This window comes from Acidovorax sp. GW821-FHT10E04 (genome assembly GCF_059415185.1).
In genome coordinates, this window is record NZ_JBWKMT010000001.1 from 343,511 (window position 1) to 362,436 (window position 18,926).

General features: G+C 66.2%; 17 protein-coding genes. 9 read left to right on the forward strand and 8 right to left on the reverse strand.

Annotation, left to right across the window (positions count from 1 at the left end; all coding sequences use genetic code 11):
* Window positions 1–13: 13 nt before the first annotated feature.
* The 3 genes from AC07OC_RS01535 to AC07OC_RS01545 form a co-directional block, all read right to left on the reverse strand.
* Complete coding sequence (locus AC07OC_RS01535) at window positions 14–1,273, reverse strand: ABC transporter ATP-binding protein (RefSeq protein ID WP_370627846.1); 1,260 nt, start codon at window positions 1,271–1,273, stop codon at window positions 14–16.
* A complete protein-coding gene (locus AC07OC_RS01540) occupies window positions 1,263–2,081 on the reverse strand; it encodes an ABC transporter permease (protein ID WP_218294666.1) in 819 nt (272 codons plus the stop codon). The genes AC07OC_RS01535 and AC07OC_RS01540 overlap by 11 nt, the downstream gene beginning before the upstream one ends.
* Window positions 2,082–2,195: 114 nt before the next feature.
* The gene (locus tag AC07OC_RS01545; RefSeq protein WP_218341038.1) at window positions 2,196–2,846 is read right to left on the reverse strand and encodes a 2OG-Fe(II) oxygenase; all 651 of its coding nucleotides are present in this window, start codon (window positions 2,844–2,846) and stop codon (window positions 2,196–2,198) included.
* An 817-nt stretch (window positions 2,847–3,663) separates the two neighbouring features.
* Between AC07OC_RS01545 and AC07OC_RS01550 the strand changes: the two genes are divergently transcribed.
* The 6 genes from AC07OC_RS01550 to AC07OC_RS01575 all read left to right on the forward strand — a co-directional run bounded on the left by AC07OC_RS01550 (window position 3,664) and on the right by AC07OC_RS01575 (window position 11,386).
* Complete coding sequence (locus tag AC07OC_RS01550) at window positions 3,664–4,485, forward strand: class II aldolase/adducin family protein (RefSeq protein ID WP_218341039.1); 822 nt, start codon at window positions 3,664–3,666, stop codon at window positions 4,483–4,485.
* The gene (locus tag AC07OC_RS01555; protein WP_369642681.1) at window positions 4,482–5,636 is read left to right on the forward strand and encodes an acyl-CoA dehydrogenase family protein; all 1,155 of its coding nucleotides are present in this window, start codon (window positions 4,482–4,484) and stop codon (window positions 5,634–5,636) included. The genes AC07OC_RS01550 and AC07OC_RS01555 overlap by 4 nt, the downstream gene beginning before the upstream one ends.
* Window positions 5,633–6,685 (forward strand): NAD(P)-dependent oxidoreductase, encoded by a 1,053-nt coding sequence (locus AC07OC_RS01560; protein ID WP_492244879.1) that lies wholly within the window; start codon window positions 5,633–5,635, stop codon window positions 6,683–6,685. The genes AC07OC_RS01555 and AC07OC_RS01560 overlap by 4 nt, the downstream gene beginning before the upstream one ends.
* A gap of 190 nt (window positions 6,686–6,875) precedes the next feature.
* Window positions 6,876–7,829, forward strand: a complete 954-nt coding sequence (locus AC07OC_RS01565) for an ABC transporter substrate-binding protein (protein ID WP_218294671.1) — start codon at window positions 6,876–6,878, stop codon at window positions 7,827–7,829.
* Window positions 7,830–8,016: 187 nt separating this feature from the next.
* A complete protein-coding gene (locus tag AC07OC_RS01570; RefSeq protein WP_255591468.1) occupies window positions 8,017–9,222 on the forward strand; it encodes an MFS transporter in 1,206 nt (401 codons plus the stop codon).
* Window positions 9,223–9,319: 97 nt separating this feature from the next.
* Window positions 9,320–11,386: a hybrid sensor histidine kinase/response regulator gene (locus AC07OC_RS01575; protein WP_218294672.1), complete on the forward strand. Its 2,067-nt coding sequence runs from the start codon at window positions 9,320–9,322 to the stop codon at window positions 11,384–11,386.
* Window positions 11,387–11,422: 36 nt separating this feature from the next.
* On the opposite strand, the gene arsB is transcribed toward AC07OC_RS01575, so the two are convergent.
* Genes arsB through AC07OC_RS01590 form a run of 3 tightly spaced genes read right to left on the reverse strand, consistent with a single transcriptional unit; the run spans window position 11,423 to window position 13,408 of the window.
* The gene (gene arsB / locus AC07OC_RS01580) at window positions 11,423–12,487 is read right to left on the reverse strand and encodes an ACR3 family arsenite efflux transporter (protein WP_218294673.1); all 1,065 of its coding nucleotides are present in this window, start codon (window positions 12,485–12,487) and stop codon (window positions 11,423–11,425) included.
* A 60-nt stretch (window positions 12,488–12,547) separates the two neighbouring features.
* Window positions 12,548–13,039, reverse strand: a complete 492-nt coding sequence (locus tag AC07OC_RS01585; RefSeq protein ID WP_218294674.1) for an ArsI/CadI family heavy metal resistance metalloenzyme — start codon at window positions 13,037–13,039, stop codon at window positions 12,548–12,550.
* A gap of 42 nt (window positions 13,040–13,081) precedes the next feature.
* On the reverse strand, window positions 13,082–13,408 hold the full coding sequence (locus tag AC07OC_RS01590; RefSeq protein WP_218294675.1) for an ArsR/SmtB family transcription factor: 327 nt from the start codon (window positions 13,406–13,408) through the stop codon (window positions 13,082–13,084).
* Between the two features lie 292 nt (window positions 13,409–13,700).
* On the opposite strand from AC07OC_RS01590, the gene AC07OC_RS01595 reads away from it, so the two are divergent.
* The gene (locus tag AC07OC_RS01595; RefSeq protein WP_218341043.1) at window positions 13,701–14,756 is read left to right on the forward strand and encodes a methionine ABC transporter ATP-binding protein; all 1,056 of its coding nucleotides are present in this window, start codon (window positions 13,701–13,703) and stop codon (window positions 14,754–14,756) included.
* A 15-nt stretch (window positions 14,757–14,771) separates the two neighbouring features.
* Window positions 14,772–15,437 (forward strand): methionine ABC transporter permease, encoded by a 666-nt coding sequence (locus AC07OC_RS01600; RefSeq protein ID WP_218294677.1) that lies wholly within the window; start codon window positions 14,772–14,774, stop codon window positions 15,435–15,437.
* Window positions 15,438–15,560: 123 nt separating this feature from the next.
* On the opposite strand, the gene AC07OC_RS01605 is transcribed toward AC07OC_RS01600, so the two are convergent.
* Window positions 15,561–16,526, reverse strand: coding sequence for a tripartite tricarboxylate transporter substrate binding protein (locus tag AC07OC_RS01605; RefSeq protein WP_218341175.1), 966 nt, complete (start codon window positions 16,524–16,526; stop codon window positions 15,561–15,563).
* A 171-nt stretch (window positions 16,527–16,697) separates the two neighbouring features.
* A complete protein-coding gene (locus AC07OC_RS01610; protein ID WP_218294678.1) occupies window positions 16,698–17,789 on the reverse strand; it encodes a tartrate dehydrogenase in 1,092 nt (363 codons plus the stop codon).
* 105 nt (window positions 17,790–17,894) lie between these two features.
* On the opposite strand from AC07OC_RS01610, the gene AC07OC_RS01615 reads away from it, so the two are divergent.
* A complete protein-coding gene (locus tag AC07OC_RS01615) occupies window positions 17,895–18,875 on the forward strand; it encodes a LysR family transcriptional regulator (protein ID WP_218294679.1) in 981 nt (326 codons plus the stop codon).
* The last annotated feature ends 51 nt before the right edge of the window (window positions 18,876–18,926 follow it).

Consider the following 18,926-nt stretch of genomic DNA (forward strand, 5'->3'; position numbering starts at 1 on the left):
GTGATGCAGAATTTCATTCGTCAGGGGTATTGGATACCGGGGTGCTTGCTTCGATTCCTAAATCGACGATACCAAGAAATGAATTACTTCCGTGAGCTACTGTGTCAAAACTCAAGATACCTACTTGTTTGTCAATCAGCAGCGAGGTCTCTTCGGTGCGGCCATTCATCAGCTTGATGGTGACGTGATATCGACCGGCCGCCAGGATCGCTGGAAAGTGGAAAGTAATGGTTCCCTCTCGCCAATCGCTTTCCACATTGGAGGAAGGGAGGTCGAAGTTTTTTCCGCCAACCACGAGCAGCCGGGCTTCCTGGATGGTAATGCTGATGTTCGGCAGTAAAACAGATTTGCTGACCCTATACCCGATGGCAATATCAATCGTCTCGCCGTAGGCAAATGATGAGTAGTGACTCTCGGTATTGGTGAACCTAGCTGAAATAATTTCACCTTCTTCTGTCCCAAATGCGATGCGGGCTTCGTTCAGTTCTTTTTTTCTAGCGACCGGTGTCTTCCCGCCGCTGGCCCACCGGCGTTGTTCATCTCGCATATCCAGCAAATACATTTCGGATATTGTCTCCGGGGTTCCAGATGCCTTTAACATTCCTTCGGTGAGATAAATTGCGGTGTTGCAAAATCTCTTGACCATGCTCATGTCATGAGATACAAACAGCAGAGTCGTCCCTTTTTCTGCCAGCTTTTCTAGCCGTCCCAGGCATTTGAATTGAAAAGACGCGTCACCGACGGCAAGGGCTTCGTCGACGACCAGTATGTCGGGTTCTACGCAGACAGATACCGAAAATGCCAGGCGTACGAGCATTCCACTCGAATATGTCTTGGTTGGCTGATCGATGAAATCCCCGATATTGGCAAAATCGGCTATCTCATCAAAGCGGGCATCTATTTCTGCCCGCTTCAATCCAAGCAGTGCTCCATTAAGATAGACATTTTCACGGCCGGTGAATTCTGGGTTGAACCCTGAACCCAGTTCCAACAAGGCAGCGATTTTCCCGTGAGCCAGAACCTGCCCCGACGTGGCGCGAAGTGTATGGCAGATCAGTTGAAGAAGGGTGGATTTTCCACTTCCGTTTCGGCCAATGATACCGAGGGCTTCCCCTTTGCGGACGCGAAATGAGATATCTTTCAGTGCCCAAAATTCGCGAAACCGCTGCTGCCCAGCGAAAGGTAGCATTTGCAGTAGGCGGTCTTGCGGCTTGTCATAAATTTGATAGCATTTGCTGATTTTTTCGACTTCAATGGCGAATTCAGAGGACATCAGAAAATCCCTCGCGACTTTTCTGAAATAAGCAGAGGCTCGATATTGCAAAGATAGTGGAGAAAATAACCGATTCTCCCCATTCAATAAAATTTGGTATGCCTCCCCAAAAAATTACCATGCGTGCATTTTCAATCACTTGCGCCAAGGGGTTCATTCCCATCGCCTGATGCAACTCCGGAGGCAGGGCGCTTGTCGGGTAAAAGACGGGCGTCAAGAACATGAGTGGCAGCAATAGCGCTGAAATAATATGAGTAATATCCCGAAAATATACACCGAGAGCACTGAGGATCCAGGAGAGCCCGAGTATGCAGAGGAGTAGAGGAAGTAAAATGACCGGAAAAATAATGCAGGACGCAGGTGGTGCTCCCATCGTCAATCCATAGAAGGCCAACCATACGGCAGAACTGACAAGCATGTGAAAAATGCCCACACCCAAGCTTATCCAGGGCAGGGCTTCAAGGGGGAATTTTATTTTCTTGACGTAGTTTGTATTGGTGACAATCAATGCTGGTGCGCGGAGCACGCACTCCGAGAATAGATTGAAAACTGTCATGCCAATAAAAATAAGCAATGCAAATTCGATGGGTGATTCCTTCCCCCCAGGCCAGCGAATTGTAAATACCTTTGTGAATACGAGCGTGTAGACGGCAAGGGTAAATGCAGGATTGATTATTGACCAAATCAATCCAATAGTAGAACCTCGATAGCGGGAATGGATTTCTCTTTGAATTAATGAGAAGATAAGTTCCCTGTGTGTCCAGGGAATAAATAGATTGACGAGATAAAAAAATGACTGCCTGGTCATGTATTGCCAATGGTTGCGAACTTGGCGTTAAAACCGCGTCCCGGTGATTGTCTTCAATGCTTCATTGAAAACTAGCGAAACCAGAGATGACTGTGCATTGAGCGAGAAAGCAGGTCAAGCTGCGTAGTCGTGCAATTCCATCTCCACGCCTGCGGGCCACATTGAACTGACGGATCCAGGCTGATAAAACGTCACAGTCACGCTCCGCCGGGATTGGCTGGCTCGCTCTGAAACCCGTGTCACCTCATGCCAGGAATTGTCTGACCTCACAAAGGTGGCTGAATTCCCGATGACCGGATTCACCAAGGCGGCAATGTCTTTTGCATCGGAAGAATTGAGGATGGCGAGGCAACCTCCGTCCGTGGGGTGCCACTTGTGGTTGAAATAAAAGACATGGGTAACCATTTTTTCAGGAAGATCGCGATGGGGGCCGAGAAGCCCGCCACGGCCATAGTGGTACACATGCGCCTCCATCGGAAGGCTAGTCAAGTCAAGGCCGGTGATTGACGACATCGCCATCCGGTATTCAGTGGAAAGCAGGTCTTTTGCCAGTTGCTGCCATGGAAGACTCAGGAATTCGGCATGCGATATGGTTTGCTCGCCCATTGGAATCAGAGAACGGGCGTCATACCGGTAATCTTTCTCTCCTCCATAAGCCTCAATGGTCCGGAAGTGATCGTGAGGATAGGTTTCGGAAAGCGCAGCGCAATCGGCCTGTGAATAGAGATTCGATATTTCAGCCCATCTAAAAGGCTGAGTGTTCATGCGACATTCCCTAATTTTTGAAAAATCGATCATGGTCTGATAACTGATGATGAAAAGAGAAGGTTGGTGAAGCGTTGACAACGTGGAGAAGAGAGTTTTTTCGCGCGGTCGGAACAGTATGCACTTCGCTTCGCCGCCCGTCCGAGGCCGCAGATTCGCACGGCGCGACGGTTGTGTGAAGGCCTTCTCGCCGGATTTTTCAGTAGGGGGCGTTGTCCGTGCCCCGACCCTATCAAGCGTGCCGCTGTTGCCGCGCTGTGATCATTCAGGAGAGGATGAGAGGCGAACGCGGCCATGGACATGCTTGATTGACGGGCTCAGGTCGAGCCATTTTGACCCGCCAGCTGAATCGCTCCGGATTTCCACGGGTTTTCGTTCGCCGGATGGGTGGGACTGCGCTAAGCGGTTCCGTGCGCACATCCATCCCGGCGCGTTCCAGTCACGGACGTCCGAAGCACGGCCTCGGTACGCGGCGGGAGCCTGACGTCAGAGCGCCCAATCCGTGTAAGTCGGCGCTCATCGAAAGAGTTGGCGCGTGTGGGGCATAACCGCGCCGCCCATCCCCCGTGGCATCGCGCCTGGGCGCCACGATTGGCAATCGCAATCCATTGCCCAGCAAGGCTGCTCCACCGCAGAACGAAAGGGCTCTGGCGCTACGCTGGCGATAGAGCTGGACAACGTTCCTGTGGGTCATGCAAAAACCGCATGTGGTCACGCGGATTTCTTCGTTGGCTAAGCGGGAGGGGACTTCTAAGGTGGCTGCGTTCTTCCGCCTCTTGCTTTTGCCAACCCTCTCCGCTTCCGAAAGCCATTGCCCATGTCTGCAGTCCTCACACCCCCTCCTGCCATTCACACTCTTGTCCCCAACGCCCAGCCCCGGCGCAAGGACTGGTTCGACGCCCCGGCGGCCCGCCCCACGGTCGAGGCCGAGCGCCGCCACCGGCAGGAGACGCTGGCCGTGGCCTTCCGGCTGTTTGCGCAGCAGGGCTTCAACTACGGGCTGGCCGGCCACATCACCGCGCGCGACCCGGAGTGGACGGACCACTTCTGGGTGAACCCTCTGGGCCTGCATTTCTCGCAGATCAAGGTGTCCGACCTGCTGCTCGTGAACGCTGCCGGCGAGATCGTGGTGGGCCAGGGCCCGCTGAACCGCGCGGCGTTCGCCATTCACGCCGCGCTGCACGAGACGCGGCCGGACATCGTGGCCGCCGCTCACACGCATTCGACCTACGGCAAGGCCTGGTCGTCGCTGGGCCGCAAGCTTGACGCGCTCACGCAGGACTCGTGCATCTTCTATGAAGACCACGCGCTGTTCGACGACTTCACCGGCGTGGTGCTGGAGACCGACGAAGGTTTCCGCATCGGCGAAGCCCTGGGCGCGCAAAAGGCCGTCATTTTGCAGAACCACGGCATCCTGACGGCGGGCCCGTCGGTGGAGGCTGCCGCGTGGTGGTACATCGCCCTGGAGAACGCCTGCCAGGCCCAGCTGCTGGCCGAAGCCGCCGGCACCCCCAAACCCATCCCGCACGAGATCGCGCTGCGCACGCATGCGCAGATCGGCGGGCCGGGCGGTGCGCAGTTCGCGTTCAAGAGCCTGTTCGACATCATCGTGCGCGACCAGCCCGAGGTGCTGCAGTGAATGCGCCACTGACCTGGGGGCAAGCCGCACGCGCGCTGGCGGCGGAGTTCGGTGCGCGCGCCGCGGTGCACGACCGAGACGGGAGCTTTCCGCACGCCAACTTCGCCGAGCTGCAGCAGGCCGGCCTGCTGGCCCTGGCCGCGCCGCGGTCGCTGGGCGGGCAGGGCGCCTCGGCCGCGCAGCTGGCCGAGGTGGTCGGTGCCATCGGCCAGGGCTGCCCGGCCACGGCGCTGGTGCTGACCATGCAGTACATCCAGCAGCGCGGCATGGGCCGCCCCGGCTCGCCCTGGCCGCCGGCGCTGGCGCAGCAACTGGTGAATGAATCGGTGCATGAGGTCTCACTGATCAACGCACTGCGCGTGGAGCCCGAACTGGGCTCGCCCGCGCGTGGCGGCCTGCCGGCCACGGTGGCGCGGCATACGGCCGAGGGCTGGCGCATCAGCGGGCACAAGGTGTATTCCACCGGCGCGCCCATCCTGCGCTGGTATGTGGTGTGGGCCCGCACGGACGAGGCCACGCCGCGCACCGGCGCCTTCCTGGTGCGAGCGGGCCTGCCCGGCATCCGCATCGAGGAGACCTGGGACCACCTGGGCCTGCGCGCCAGCGGCAGCCACGATGTGCACCTGCACGATGTGCTGATACCCCACGCGCACGCGCTGGACCTGCGCCTGCCGCAGGACTGGGCGCGCGGCGAACCCGCGATGCAGGCCGAGATGACGGTGATGCTGGCCGCGCTGTACACCGGCGTGGCACGCGCCGCGCGCGACTGGCTGGTGCAGTTCCTGCGCGAGCGCGTGCCCGCCAGCCTGGGCGCGCCGCTGGCGACCTTGCCCCGCGCGCAAGAGGCCGTGGGCCGCATCGAAGGCCTGCTGCTCACCAACGACCGCCTGATCGTCAGCCTGGCCCACGACCTCGATGCCGGTACGCTGGTGCCCACCGTGGACAGCGGCCTGGTGAAGACCCTGGCCACGCGCAACGCCATCGAGGCCGTGCAGGCCGCGCTGGAGCTGACCAGCAACCACGGCCTGGCGCGCAAGAACCCGCTGGAGCGCCACCTGCGCGACGTGCTGTGCGGCCGCGTGCACACGCCGCAGGACGACAGCGCCTATGTTGCCGCGGGCCGCAGGGCGCTGGCCGTGGGGGCCGCATGAGCGCGGTGCTGGCTGCGCACGATCCTGGCAGCGGCACGGTCGATGCACGTGACGACGATGATGCCAACGCAGGTGCCGACCGCTGGGTCGTTCTGAACCAGGCAGGCCCGGAGGCCGATGCGCTGCTGGAGGTCGCGGGCCTGCCCGTGGTGCTGGCGGCCGACGATGCCGATGTGCCCGCCTGGGATCGCGCGGCCGATGTGGACATCCTCTTCACCGGCCCGCGCAACGGCTGGCGCCATGCGCCGGCCACCGCCCCCGCAGGCTGGCCCGGGCGGTTGAAATGGGTGCAGGTGGCGTCGGCCGGCATCGACTTCTTTCCGCCCTGGCTGCTGCAGGTGCCGCAGGTCACCTGCTCGCGCGGCGTGGCGGCCGTGCCCATTGCCGAATATGTGCTGACCGCGTTGCTGACGCACCAGCGCGCATGGGACACGCTGCAGGTATCTGGCGCCGGGCCGTGGCGCGAGACGTTTGCGCGGGTGGACCAGCACCTGCCCGGCACGCTGCAGGCGCGCGCGCTGGGCATCGCGGGCTACGGCGCCATCGGGCGCGAGGTGGCGCGGCTGGCGCGGGCATTCGGAATGCAGGTGACGGTGCTGCGACGCGGCGGAGCGCAGGTGCAGGGCGATGATGGCGTGCGCACGGTCGGCTCCATCGAGCAGCTGCTCGCGGCCTCGGACCACCTGGTGCTGGCCCTGCCGATCACCGCGCAGACCTACCATCTCATCAACGCCGCCACGCTGGCGCACGCCAGGCCCGGGCAGCACCTGGTGAACATTGCACGCGGTGCGCTGGTGGACCCGCAGGCGCTGCTGCAGGCGCTGGACAGCGGGCGCCTGTCCGGCGCCACGCTGGACGTGACCGATCCCGAGCCCCTGCCCGACGGCCACCCGCTGTACAGCCACCCGCGCGTGCGGATCACGCCCCATGTGTCATGGGCGGCGCAGGGCGCAGCGCAGCTGACGGCCCACAAGTTCGTGGCCAATCTGGCGCGCCATGTGGCGGGGGAGCCGCTGGAAGACGTGGTGGACGGGGCGCGGGGCTACTGACCCCAGGGGTGCGCCGGGTCGTTGCAGCGGCAGCAAGGGCGGGGCAGGGTGCCTGCAAGCGGCCCGTGCTCGGCATGCGAAAACCGCATATGGATGGTCGCAAGGCTTCGTTGGTGGAGCGCGGGCCGGGTGATGCAATGGAAGCCAGAGTCCCTTCGACAGTGCCAACCCCCTTTCACACCCGACCACCATGCTGCGCCGCCAATTCCACCATCTGCTGACCGCTTCCGTTGCCGCCAGTTCGTTCCTCTCGCCCGTGCTCACCCATGCCCAGCAGCGCGTGTTGCTGCGTGCGGGCGACCAGAAGGGCGGGCTGCAGGCCCTGCTCGACGCTGCGGGCGAACTGAAGAACCTTCCCTACGACATCAAGTGGAGCGAGTTCCCGGCCGCAGCGCCACTGGCCGAGGCGCTCAACGCCAACGCCGTGGATTTCGGGCCCATCGGCGATGCGCCGCTGCTGTTCACCCTGGCGGCGGGCAGCCGGGTCAAGGCCTTTGCGGCCAGCCGGTCGGACGCGTACGGCACCGCCGTGCTGGTGGCGCCCCACTCGCCGCTCAAGACGGCGGCAGACCTCAAGGGCAAGAGCATCGCCACCAACCGCGGCTCCATCGGCCACTTCGTCACGCTCAAGGTGCTCGAATCCGCCGGGCTCAAGGCCGACGACGTGCAGTTGCGCTTCATCCCGCCGCCCGACGCCAAGCTCGCGCTCACGCAGGGTTCGGTGGACGCCTGGGCCACGTGGGAGCCCTACACCGCGCTGGCCGAGACCAGCGGCCATGCGCGCGTGCTGGTCAGCGGCCGGGGGTTGTGGACGGGCCTGTCCTTCCTGGCCGCCACCGACGCGGCGCTGGCCGAAAAGCGCGCGGTGCTGCAGGACTTCAAGGAGCGCGTGGCGCGCGCCCAGGTGTGGTCCTACCAGAACGCCAAGCCGTTCGGCCAGTCGCTCGCCCGCATCATCGGCATCCCGGCCGACGCCGCGCAACTGCAGTTCGAGCGCCGCGCCACGCGCTGGCAGGACATCGACGCCCAGGTGCTGGCGGACCAGCAGAAGACGGCCGACTTCTACCTGGCGGCCGGGCTCATCAAGCAGCGGCTGGATGTGCGGGGCACCTTCGACACCAGCTTCAACCTGGCCAAGGGCTGAGGCCCGCGCAGGCGTGTCTGTCGGGCAAGTCCGGCGCCCCCTGGGCGCGGATGCCGCGCGGGCCAGTGCTGGCCGGTGAATTCGTCCGAACCACCGGGCGGCCGGCGGCTCAGGGCCGCGCGGCGGTTTGCGGGCCATTGGCGGGTGTGCCTGCACCGTGGCGCGCGCCGCCCCACAATCGGGTCATATGACCTCTTCTTCGACGATGCTGCGGCTGATCAGCCTGGCAGCTTTCTGCAGCATGGCGTCCATGCGTGTGTGCGACCCCATGCTGGTGTCCCTGTCCCATGAGTTCCATGTCACCACGGGCGATGCCTCCGCCGTGGTGGCGGCCTTCGCGGTGGCCTATGGCGTGCTGCAACTCGTCTACGGACCGCTGGGGGACCGGCTGGGCAAGCTGCAGGTGATCATTGGCGCCACGTCAGCCTGCGCGGTGTTCAGCGCGGCCACCGCGCTGGCGCCCAGCTTCACCGTGCTGGTGGTCGCGCGTGCGGCCATGGGGGCGGCGGCGGCGGGGATCATTCCGCTGTCCATGGCCTGGATCGGTGACGAGGTGGACTATGGGCAGCGGCAGGAGACGCTGGCGCGCCTCATGGTGGCCACCGTCACGGGGATGATGGCCGGCCAGTGGTTTGGCGGCTTTGCCACCGAAACCCTGGGCTGGCGTGGCGCGTTCGCCGTGCTCTCGGTGCTGTTCATGACGGCGGCGGTGCTGCTGCTGCGCCGCCTGCGGGCCGGCGGGGCCGCAGCGGCGCACCCCGCGGGCGCGCAGGAGCCTGGGGCCGGGTTTTCGCTGGCGGCCTACCTGGCCAGCACCCGGAACCTGCTGCGCATGCCGCGCGTGCGCTGGGTGCTCGCGGTGGTGTCCATCGAGGGGGCGCTGGCCTTTGGCACGCTGGCCTTCGTGCCCGCGCGCCTGGTCGACGGTTTCGGCCTGTCGGCCTCGGCGGCTGGCGGCGCGATGGTGCTCTATGGCGTGGGCGGGCTCCTCTACAGCATGTTCGCCCGCCGGTGGCTGGCCGCGCTCGGCGAACAGGGGCTGGCGCTTGCCGGGGCCTCCCTGATCGCCAGCGGCCTGTTGCTGCTGGCCTGGGCGCCGTGGGTGGCGTGGGCGGTGCTCGGGTGTTTCCTGGCGGGCATCGGTTTCTACATGCTGCACAACACGCTGCAGGTGCAGGCCACGCAGATGGCGCCGCAGGCGCGCGGCACGGCGGTCACGCTGTTTGCGTGCCTGCTGTTCCTGGGCCAGTCCCTCGGGGTGCTCGCCGTGGCGTTCAGCGTGGACCGGGGATGGCTGCCGCCCGTGTTCTCGGTGGCGGCGCTGGGGATCTTCGTGCTGGGTTTCCTGGTGTCGCGCCGGGTGCAGCGGCGCGGCGCCGTCGCGGGCGCCTGAGGGTGCCGGGGTTCGCGAAGCGGTGGCGCTTCGCCTGTAGACTGCATGCACTTTGTGCCTGGGCGCCAGCCCCTGCTGCCGCCGCGCCCCATCCACCATGAACGATTCCCCGCCCGCCACCGTGCTGCCATTTCCCCGCGCCGAGGGCGCCATGAGCGAGAAGGTGCGCCGCTACGACTGGGCGGGCAGCGCGCTGGGGCCCATGCAGGCATGGCCCGCCACGCTGCGCTACTGCGTCGAGGCCCTGCTCGCGTCGCGCTTTCCGTCATGCCTGGTCTGGGGGGCGCAGTTCACCACCATCTACAACGATGCGTTCCGCCTGATATTGGGCAACAAGCCCGAGGCGCTCGGGCGCTCGTTCAAGGATGTGTGGAGCGAGGCCTGGCCCACCATCGGTCCCATCGCCGAGCGCGCCTATGCCGGCGAAGCCACGTTCATCGAGGATTTCCCGCTGGAGGTGAACCGCTACGGCCACCCCGAGCAGGCCTATTTCACGTTCTGCTACAGCCCGGTGCGCGACGAGCACGGCGCGGTGGTGGGCATGCTGGACACCGTGATCGAGACCACCAGCAAGTTCAACGCGCTGCGCCAGTGGCGCGATGTGGCGGCGTCGCTGGAGCAGCAGGTGGCGCAGCGCACGGCCGACCGCAACCGGCTGTGGCAGCTCTCGGACGACGTGCTGCTGGTGGCCCGCCTGGACGGCACCATCACCGCCGTGAATCCCGCCTGGACCGCGACGCTGGGCTGGTCGGAGGCCGAGACCGTGGGCCATCCGCTGGCGGCCTTCGCCCATGGGCACGACATGGCGCAGGTGCAGGACGAAATGGCCCTGCTGGCCACCGAGCCCACGCGCCGCCAGATCACCGCGCGCTACCGCCATCGCGACGGCGGCGAGCGGTGGATCGCCTGGACCGCCGTGCCCAGCGAGGGCTTCATCCAGGCCGTGGGCCGCGACACCACCGAGGAGCACCTGCGCAAGGAGGCGCTCAGCAACGCCGAGGAGCTTTTGCGCCAGAGCCAGAAGATGGAGGCCGTGGGCCAGCTCACCGGCGGCATCGCCCACGACTTCAACAACATGCTGCAGGGCATCGTGCTGCCGCTGCAGCTCATCCGGCAGCGCATTGCCCAGGGGCGCCATGACGAGGTGGGGCGCTACATCGAGTCGGGCCTGGCGGCGGCCAAGCGAGCGGCGTCGCTCACGCAGCGCCTGCTGGCGTTCTCGCGCCGCCAGCCGCTGGATTCCCGGCCCGTGGACCTGGTGTCCTCGCTGGGCGGGCTGGAGTCCATGCTCAAGACGACGTGCGGCGAGAACATCGCGCTGCAGCTGCACCTGCCGCAGGACCTGTGGCCCGCGCTGACCGATGCCCACCAGTTTGAGAGCGCGGTGGTCAACCTGGCGATCAATGCGCGCGATGCCATGCCGGGCGGCGGTGCGCTGTACATCGCGGCCGACAACGTGCATGCCGACGCCGCCACCGCGCAGGCCACGCCGGGGCTGGAGCCGGGCGACTACGTGCGCGTGACGGTGCGGGACACGGGCACCGGCATGACGGGCGATGTGATCGCGCGCGCCTTCGATCCGTTCTTCACCACCAAGCCGCTGGGGCAGGGCACGGGGCTGGGGCTGTCGATGATCTACGGCTTCATGCGCCAGTCCGGCGGCCTTGCGGTGCTGGACAGCGCCGTGGGGCTGGGCACCAGCGTGGCGCTGTATTTCATGCGGTCGCAGCACGAGGCGATGGCCGAGCTGCCCGAGCCGGTGGCCAATCTCTCCAGCGCGCGCCGACCCGATTCCACCCTGGTGGTGGAAGACGACGACACGGTGCGCACGCTGGCCGTGGAACTGCTGCGCGACATGGGTTTCCATGTGATGGAGGCCGCCACCGGCAGCGCCGCCATGGCCCTGCTCTCGGGGGCGGTGCACTTTGACCTGCTGGTGTCCGACGTGGGCCTGCCCGGCCCCAACGGCCGCCAGGTGGCCGACTATGCGCGCGAGAAGTTTCCGTCCATCAAGGTCATCCTGATGACGGGCTATGCCGAGCAGGCGGCCATGACGCCGCAGTTCCTCGGCGCGCAGATGGAGCTGCTGGTCAAGCCCTTCGATGCCCAGACCCTGGTGGGCAAGGTCAACGCGGTGATGGGGCACGGCCCGCGAGACGCCTGAGGGCCATCGCCGGGACGGCCTGCCGCGCGCGGGCCGTCAGATACCGGCTTCATACCAGCCCTTGCTGCGGTTGACGGCGTGCACCACCAGCAGCATCACCGGCACTTCGACCAGGACACCCACCACGGTGGCCAGCGCCGCGCCCGAGTGCAGTCCGAACAGGCTGATGGCGGCGGCCACGGCCAGCTCGAAGAAGTTGGATGCGCCGATCAGCGCCGACGGGCAGGCGATGCTGTGTTTTTCGCCCACGGCGCGGTTCAGGCCGTAGGCCAGCGCGGAGTTGAACAGCACCTGGATCAGGATGGGCACGGCCAGCAGGGCGATCACCAGGGGCTGCCGCAGGATGGCCTCGCCCTGGAACGCGAACAGCAGCACGAGGGTGGCCAGCAGCGCGGCGATGGACCACGGGCCGGTGCGCGCCATGGCCGCCTGGAAGGCCGCTTCGCCCCGGCGCAGAAGCCGCCTGCGCAGCCACTGCGCGATCGCCACCGGGATCAGGATGTACAGCACCACCGAGGCAAGCAGCGTGTCCCACGGCACGGCGATGGCCGACAGGCCCAGCAAAAAGCCCACCAGCGGCGCGAACGCCACGACCATGATGCTGTCGTTGAGCGCCACCTGCGACAGCGTGAACAGCGGGTCTCCGCCCGTGAGCCGGCTCCACACGAACACCATGGCCGTGCAGGGCGCGGCCGCCAGCAGGATCAGCCCGGCGATGTAGCTGTCGATCTGCTCGGCGGGCAGCCAGGGGGCAAACCAGTGGCGGATGAACAGCCAGCCCAGCAGGGCCATCGAAAACGGCTTGACCAGCCAGTTGACGAACAGCGTCACGCCAATGCCCCGCAGGTGCTGGCGCACCCCGGCCAGCGCGCCGAAGTCCACCTTCAGCAGCATGGGGATGATCATCACCCAGATGAGCAGGCCCACCGGCAGGTTGACACGCGCCACCTCCAGCGCGCCCACCGCGCGGGCCGCGCCCGGCAGCCATTGGCCGAGCGCAATGCCCGCCACGATGCACAGCAGCACCCACACGGTGAGGTAGCGCTCGAACACCGCCATGCCGGCGGCCGGGGCGGACTGTGAAGGGTTTTTGGGGTGCATGGGGATGTCAGTGCGCGGGCAGTTCGCGGGCAGGGGTCGTCGGCGTGGGTCCCGTTCGGGTCAGCAGCACTTGTTGGGGTTGGTGGCCGTGGGGCCGCAGCAGGCGGCCCGGCCCGGCTCGGGGATTGAGGGCGCGCCCGTGGGGCAGCAGGCGGCCTGGGCGGGCTGGGCCGCGGCTTCGTTGAACACGGGAATGTTGCCCAGCGTGTGGAAGTGTTCCCACGCCACGCCCTGCGGGTCGGTGATCCAGTGCTTGTCGCTGCGGGCATAGCAGCAGGTGGTGGCGCCTTCGTCCAGCAGGGCCATGTCGGCGCCCTGGGCGCGCGCCTTCAGCTCGGCCAGTTCGCCGGCCTCGTCCACCTGGAAACCCAGGTGGTCCACGCCGGGCTTGTCGCCGCGGGTGGAGATGGCGAAGTTCACGCGCGGGTCTTCGAGCATCCATTTGGCGTAGTCGGCCTCCACGCGCGCGGGGCCGGCCGCGAACAGCCGGGAATAGAACGCGATGCTCTTGGCGAGGTCATCGACATGCAGGTGGACGTGGAATCGCTTCATGGTGGCTTCCTTTCGGCCGTGGGCCGTGGCGTGGGTTGTGGGTCAGCAATCGCAGGCGGCGGTGGCGGTGCCGGGCAGGCAGGCGGCGCCCTGGCAGCAGTTCTCGGTCAGGTAGGCCAGCAGCTCGTTCATGGTGGCAAACGATGCGCGGTAGATCAGGTTGCGGCCCTGGCGCTCCTGGCTCACCAGGCCCGCGTGGGTCAGCTCCTTGAGGTGGAACGACAGCGTGTTGGGCGCAATGCCCAGCTGTTCGGACAGCGCCCCGGGCGTGAGCCCGTCCTGGCCGGCCACCACCAGCGCGCGGAACACGCGCAGGCGCACTTCCTGGGCCAGGGCGGCGAGGGATCGGATGACGTCGGGTTCTTGCATGATTCGATATTACAACAAAAGTTGAAATATAGAATCGTTCTTGGGAGATCATTTTCAAGCCTTCATGAAAAAGCAGGAAAATTGGCGAATTGCGCTGAATGGTATTGCGCCAGATGCTATGCAATTAGGAGCGGTGAAGGTAGACCTATCACGGTCTTCATAACCTGTGGATCTAATCACCCGATTTTTCAATCGTTTGTGAACTTACGATTCGCCGATACAGTCCCGCATCCCATTCCTCACCGCGCGCCACGGACCATCGGCATGTCCTGTGACGCGCCACTGCTTTTTCATGATCGACTTACGGGGTATCACCCAAACCTACCAGGGCTCACAAGGCCCGGTCGAGGCTCTCAAGGGCATCGACCTTCACATCACGCCGGGCGAAGTGTTCGGCATCATCGGCAAGAGTGGTGCGGGCAAGAGCTCGCTGGTGCGCGTCATCAACCTGCTCAACCGCCCCACCACGGGCCAGGTCATCGTCAATGGCCGCGACCTGACCCAGCTGGGCGATGCCCAGCTGCGCGATGCCCGCCGCGAGATCGGCATGGTCTTCCAGCATTTCAACCTGCTGTCCTCGCGCACGGTGTTCGACAACGCGGCCCTGCCGCTGGAACTGGCGGGCATGGACAAGGCCGCCATCCGCGAACGCGTGAACCCGCTGCTGGACCTGGTGGGCCTGTCGGCCCTGGCCCAACGCTACCCGGCGCAGATCAGCGGCGGGCAGAAGCAGCGTGTGGGCATTGCGCGCGCGCTGGCCAGCCGCCCCAAGGTGCTGCTCTCGGATGAAGCCACGTCCGCGCTCGACCCCGAGACCACGCGCTCCATCCTCGACCTGCTGCGCCAGGTGAACCGGGAGCTGGGTCTCACGGTGGTGCTCATCACGCACCAGATGCAGGTCATCAAGCAGGTGGCCGACCGCGTGGCCGTGATCGAGGCCGGCCGCATCGTGGAGCAGGGCCGCGTGCTGGATGTCTTCACGCGCCCGCAGCAGCCCATCACCAAGAGCCTGATCGACGAGATCCTGCCGCAGGAGCTGCCCGCCAGCGTGCTCGGCCACGTGCGCACGCTCGCAGTTCAGCTCGCTGCCACGGCACCGGACCGCACGGGCCAGCTGCTGCGCCTGTCGTACGCAGGTGACAGCGCGTACCAGCCCATCCTGTCGCAGCTCATCCGCCAGTTCGGCGTGGACATGAGCATCCTGCATGGCCAGGTGGACGAGATCCAGGACGAGACCTTCGGCTCGCTGGCCGTCTATGCCAGCGGCGAGGCCGACCGCCTGCGCGGCGCCGTGGCGCACCTGCGCGCCAGTGGCGTCGCCGTCGAAGAAGTGGCCGTACCGGCTTGAGGAAGGGAAAAAAACATGTTCGACAACTTCACCCCGGCCATGCTGGACCTCTTCGCCTCGTCGCTGTGGGAAACGCTGGTCATGGTCGGCATCTCCGGCCTGGTCGGCGGCCTGCTGGGCGTGCCGCTGGGCGTGTTCCTGCGCCTCACCGACCAGGGCGGCGTGCTCGAAAACGGGCCTGTCAACAAGCTCGTGGGCTGGCTGGTCAACGCCGTGCGCTCCACGCCCTTCATCATCCTGCTCGTGGCCATCATCCCGTTCACGCGCTTCATCACCGGCTCGTCCATCGGCACGGCCGCGGCCGTGGTGCCGCTGACCATCGCCGCCGCCCCGTTCGTGGCGCGCCTGGTGGAGGCCGCGCTGCGCGAGGTGGACCACGGCCTCGTGGAAGCCGCCCAGGCCATGGGCGCGACCACCAGCCAGATCGTGTGGAAGGTGCTGCTGCCCGAGGCGCTGCCCGGCATCGTGGCGGGCCTGACCATCACCTTCGTGAGCCTCACGGGCTACTCGGCCATGGCCGGCGCCATCGGCGGCGGCGGCCTGGGTGACCTGGGCATCCGCTACGGCTACCAGCGCTTCCTGCCCGAGATCATGCTGGCCGTGGTGCTGGTGCTGATCTTCTTCGTACAGGCCGTGCAGAGCCTGGGCGACTGGGCGGTGCGCAGGCTCAGCCACCGCTGACCCCAGGCACCAGTCGCCTGTTGATTGCTATCTAATTGATAGCTTTTGGCGCTTGATGGTAAAGCGCTTGTGGCTGTTTTTTGCTGCAAGTTTGGTGCGGGGCTGTGCCCGCCGCCGGATGCTTCATTCCGCAGAGATCCGGTGGTCCGCCACCAGCCTGGCAAAACGCGCCGTGTCGCTGGCGATCTGCTGGGCCATCTGCGCCGGGGTGTTGCCGACGGGCTCGGCGCCGATGTCCAGCATGCGCTTCCTGAAGTCGGCCGACTGGATCACCTTGACCATTTCGGCGTTGAGCCGTTCCACGACCTCGGGCGGCGTGCGCACGGGCGCGAGCACGCCGAACCAGGTGCCGATGTCGAAGCCCGCGAAGCCGCTCTCCTGCAGGGTGGGCACGTCGGGCAGCGCGGACGACCGCCTGGCCGTGGTCACGGCCAGCGCGCGCAGCTTGCCGGCCTTGATGTGCGGCAGCACGGGCGTCACGGTGTCGAACGACATCGATACCTGGCCGCCCAGCAGGTCGGTGGTCAATGGCCCGCTGCCCTTGTAGGGCACGTGCAGCAGCGGCTGGCCGATGGCCGTGGCGAACTGCGTGCCGATCAGGTGCTGCGCGGTGCCCGCGCCGTTGGAGCCGTACGAGAACTTGTCGGGCGCGGCCTTTACCAGGGCCACGAGTTCCTTCACGTCCCTGGCGGGCATGGCGGCGGCCACGGCGAGCACGTTGGGCACCAGTGCGACGGTGGTGATGGGCGCGAAGCTCTTCTGGAAGTCGTAGCCGAGCTTCTTGTACACGCTGGTGGCGATGGTGTGGTGCACCGCGCCCATCAGCAGCGTGTGGCCGTCGGCAGGTGCCTTGGCCACGTAGTCGGCGCCAATGGTGGCGCCCGCGCCGCCCCGGTTTTCGACGATGACCGGCTGGCCCAGTGCCACGCCCAGCTTTTCGCCCAGTGCGCGCGCCAGCACGTCGGTGGTGCCCCCGGCCGCGAACGGCACGACGATGGTGACGGGCTTGGCGGGCCAGGCCGGGGCCTGTGCATGGGCCTTTGTGCCGGGCAGCAGGCAGGCGGCTGCGGCGACCGCCGCCAGGGCCATCAGGTAAGGGCGGCGCAGCGGCTGGGCGATGCAGGTGGGATGGGGGGTAGGGCGGCGCATGGTTTGTCTCCGAAAGGGTGGTTGTGCGGCGGGTGCATGGCCTTTGTGGCCTTGTTGTTCTGCCCGCCGGGGGCGCTCCGGCCCGTCTTGGCGGGCCGTGGGCAAGTGCGGTCAGGCGGCTTTGCGCGCGGCCGGTGCGCTGCTGATGAGCGCGCACACGGCATCGGTCACCTGCGCCGTGGTGGCCGTGCCGCCCAGGTCGCGGGTGTGCAGGGCGGGGTTGGCGGTGACCTGCTCGATGGCCTGCATCACGGCGCGGGCCGCCTCGGCCTCGCCCAGGTGCTCCAGCAGCATCACCACCGACCAGAAGGTGCCGATGGGGTTGGCCAGGCCCTTGCCCATGATGTCGAAGGCCGAGCCGTGGATGGGCTCGAACATGCTGGGGTAGCGGCGCTCGGGGTCGATGTTGCCGGTGGGCGCGATGCCCAGGCTGCCGGCCAGCGCCGCGGCCAGGTCCGAGAGGATGTCGGCGTGCAGGTTGGTCGCGACGATGGTGTCCAGCGTGGCGGGGCGGTTGACCATGCGGGCCGTGGCGGCGTCCACCAGTTCCTTGTCCCATTGCACATCGGGGAACTCGGTAGCCACCTGCGCGGCGATCTCGTCCCACATCACCATGGCATGGCGCTGCGCGTTGCTCTTGGTGATGACGGTGAGTTGCTTGCGGGGGCGCGATCGGGCCAGGCGGAAGGCAAAGCGCAGGATGCGCTCCACGCCCACGCGGGTCATGATGGAGACATCGGTGGCGGCCTCGATGGGGTGGCCCTGGTGCACGCGGCCGCCCACGCCGGAGTATTCACCCTCGGAGTTTTCGCGCACGATGACCCAGTCCAGGTCCTGGGGCGTGCAGCGCTTGAGCGGCGCGTCGATGCCCGGCAGGATGCGCGTGGGCCGCACGTTGGCGTACTGGTCGAACCCCTGGCAGATCTTCAGGCGCAGGCCCCACAGCGTGATGTGGTCGGGGATGTCCGGGTCGCCGGCCGAACCGAACAGGATGGCGTCCTTGCCGCGCAGGGCGTCCAGGCCATCGGCCGGCATCATCGCGCCGTGGGCGCGGTACCAGTCGCCGCCCCAGCCGAAATTCTCGAACGCGAACTGCAGGCCGGGGTGCTGGGCGGACAGGGCTTCCAGCACGCGCTGGCCTGCGGGAATCACTTCCTTGCCGATGCCGTCTCCGGGAATGGTGGCGATTTGGTAGGTGGTCATGGGGTGTACAAAGAACGGTGGTGGATGGCTGGACTTTAGGCCGCCATGCGCACAAGAAATGCCCTGAAAGTGAATCCATCGTTAACCCTGGGTTAACATGGATGCATGAGCTCCAGCACCATCCAGCCCGCCGAACTGGGCTTTTTCTCCACCCTGGCCGCCAGCCCCAGCCTGAGCGCGGCGGGGCGCGAAATGGGCGTGTCCACCGCCGCCGTGAGCAAGCACCTGGCGCAGATGGAGCGGCGCCTGGGCGTGGTGCTGGTGAACCGCTCCACGCGGCGCATGAGCCTCACGCCCGAGGGCGAACTGCTGCTGGAGCACGCGCGCCGCATCCTGCGCGAGATCGATGCGCTCGATGAACTCATCGTGCAGTCCCGGGCCAGCCCCAAGGGCCTGCTGCGCGTGAACGCCACGCTGGGCTTCGGGCGCATGCACATCGCGCCGGCCATCTCCGACTTCGTGCGGCTGTACCCCGAGGTGGACGTGCAGCTGCAGCTGTCGGTGCACCCGCCGCCGATCACCGACGACGCCTACGACGTGTGCGTGCGTTTTGGCGAGCCGCCCGACGGCCGCGTGATCGCGCGGCGCATCGCGCCCAACCGGCGCGTGTTGTGCGCGGCCCCGGCGTACCTGGACCGCCACGGCAGGCCGCGCGTGCCGCGCGACCTGATGGAGCACCGGTGCATCGGCATCCGCCAGGGTGACGAGGCCTACGGCTTGTGGCGCCTGACCACCGGGCGCGGGAGCAAGGCGCACACCGAGTCGATCAAGATCACGGGCAACCTGACCACCAACGACGGCGAGATCGCCGTGCTGTGGGCGCTGCAGGGCCACGGCATCGTGATGCGGGCGGAGTGGGACGTGAACCGGCACCTGGCGCAGGGCCTGCTGGAGCCCGTGCTGCCGCAGTACCAGACGCCCGCGGCCGACGTCTATGCGGTCTATCCGCAGCGCCACCAGTTTTCCACGCGGGTGCAGACCTTCGTCACCTTCCTGGCGCAGGCGCTGGCGCGGTCGGGCGCGCTGGCGGGCGTGGCACCGGATGCGGGGCCGCAGGCGGGCAGGCGCACCGCGAAGGTTTCTTGATCTGGCGCGGGGCGGGCCATGCGGTTAGGCTGTGGTCCATCGCGGCCCACG

Excerpts from the sequence above, each read along its gene's own strand:
- AC07OC_RS01595 (WP_218341043.1), top strand. The coding sequence starts at position 13,701 with ATGATCGACTTACGGGGTATCACCCAAACCTACCAGGGCTCACAAGGC.
- AC07OC_RS01575 (WP_218294672.1), top strand. The coding sequence starts at position 9,320 with ATGAACGATTCCCCGCCCGCCACCGTGCTGCCATTTCCCCGCGCCGAG.
- AC07OC_RS01540 (WP_218294666.1), bottom strand. The coding sequence starts at position 2,081 with ATGACCAGGCAGTCATTTTTTTATCTCGTCAATCTATTTATTCCCTGG.
- arsB (WP_218294673.1), bottom strand. The coding sequence starts at position 12,487 with ATGCACCCCAAAAACCCTTCACAGTCCGCCCCGGCCGCCGGCATGGCG.
- AC07OC_RS01600 (WP_218294677.1), top strand. The coding sequence starts at position 14,772 with ATGTTCGACAACTTCACCCCGGCCATGCTGGACCTCTTCGCCTCGTCG.
- AC07OC_RS01570 (WP_255591468.1), top strand. The coding sequence starts at position 8,017 with ATGACCTCTTCTTCGACGATGCTGCGGCTGATCAGCCTGGCAGCTTTC.
- AC07OC_RS01565 (WP_218294671.1), top strand. The coding sequence starts at position 6,876 with ATGCTGCGCCGCCAATTCCACCATCTGCTGACCGCTTCCGTTGCCGCC.
- AC07OC_RS01535 (WP_370627846.1), bottom strand. The coding sequence starts at position 1,273 with ATGTCCTCTGAATTCGCCATTGAAGTCGAAAAAATCAGCAAATGCTAT.
- AC07OC_RS01590 (WP_218294675.1), bottom strand. The coding sequence starts at position 13,408 with ATGCAAGAACCCGACGTCATCCGATCCCTCGCCGCCCTGGCCCAGGAA.
- AC07OC_RS01545 (WP_218341038.1), bottom strand. The coding sequence starts at position 2,846 with ATGAACACTCAGCCTTTTAGATGGGCTGAAATATCGAATCTCTATTCA.
- AC07OC_RS01585 (WP_218294674.1), bottom strand. The coding sequence starts at position 13,039 with ATGAAGCGATTCCACGTCCACCTGCATGTCGATGACCTCGCCAAGAGC.
- AC07OC_RS01560 (WP_492244879.1), top strand. The coding sequence starts at position 5,633 with ATGAGCGCGGTGCTGGCTGCGCACGATCCTGGCAGCGGCACGGTCGAT.
- AC07OC_RS01615 (WP_218294679.1), top strand. The coding sequence starts at position 17,895 with ATGAGCTCCAGCACCATCCAGCCCGCCGAACTGGGCTTTTTCTCCACC.
- AC07OC_RS01605 (WP_218341175.1), bottom strand. The coding sequence starts at position 16,526 with ATGGCCCTGGCGGCGGTCGCCGCAGCCGCCTGCCTGCTGCCCGGCACA.
- AC07OC_RS01610 (WP_218294678.1), bottom strand. The coding sequence starts at position 17,789 with ATGACCACCTACCAAATCGCCACCATTCCCGGAGACGGCATCGGCAAG.
- AC07OC_RS01550 (WP_218341039.1), top strand. The coding sequence starts at position 3,664 with ATGTCTGCAGTCCTCACACCCCCTCCTGCCATTCACACTCTTGTCCCC.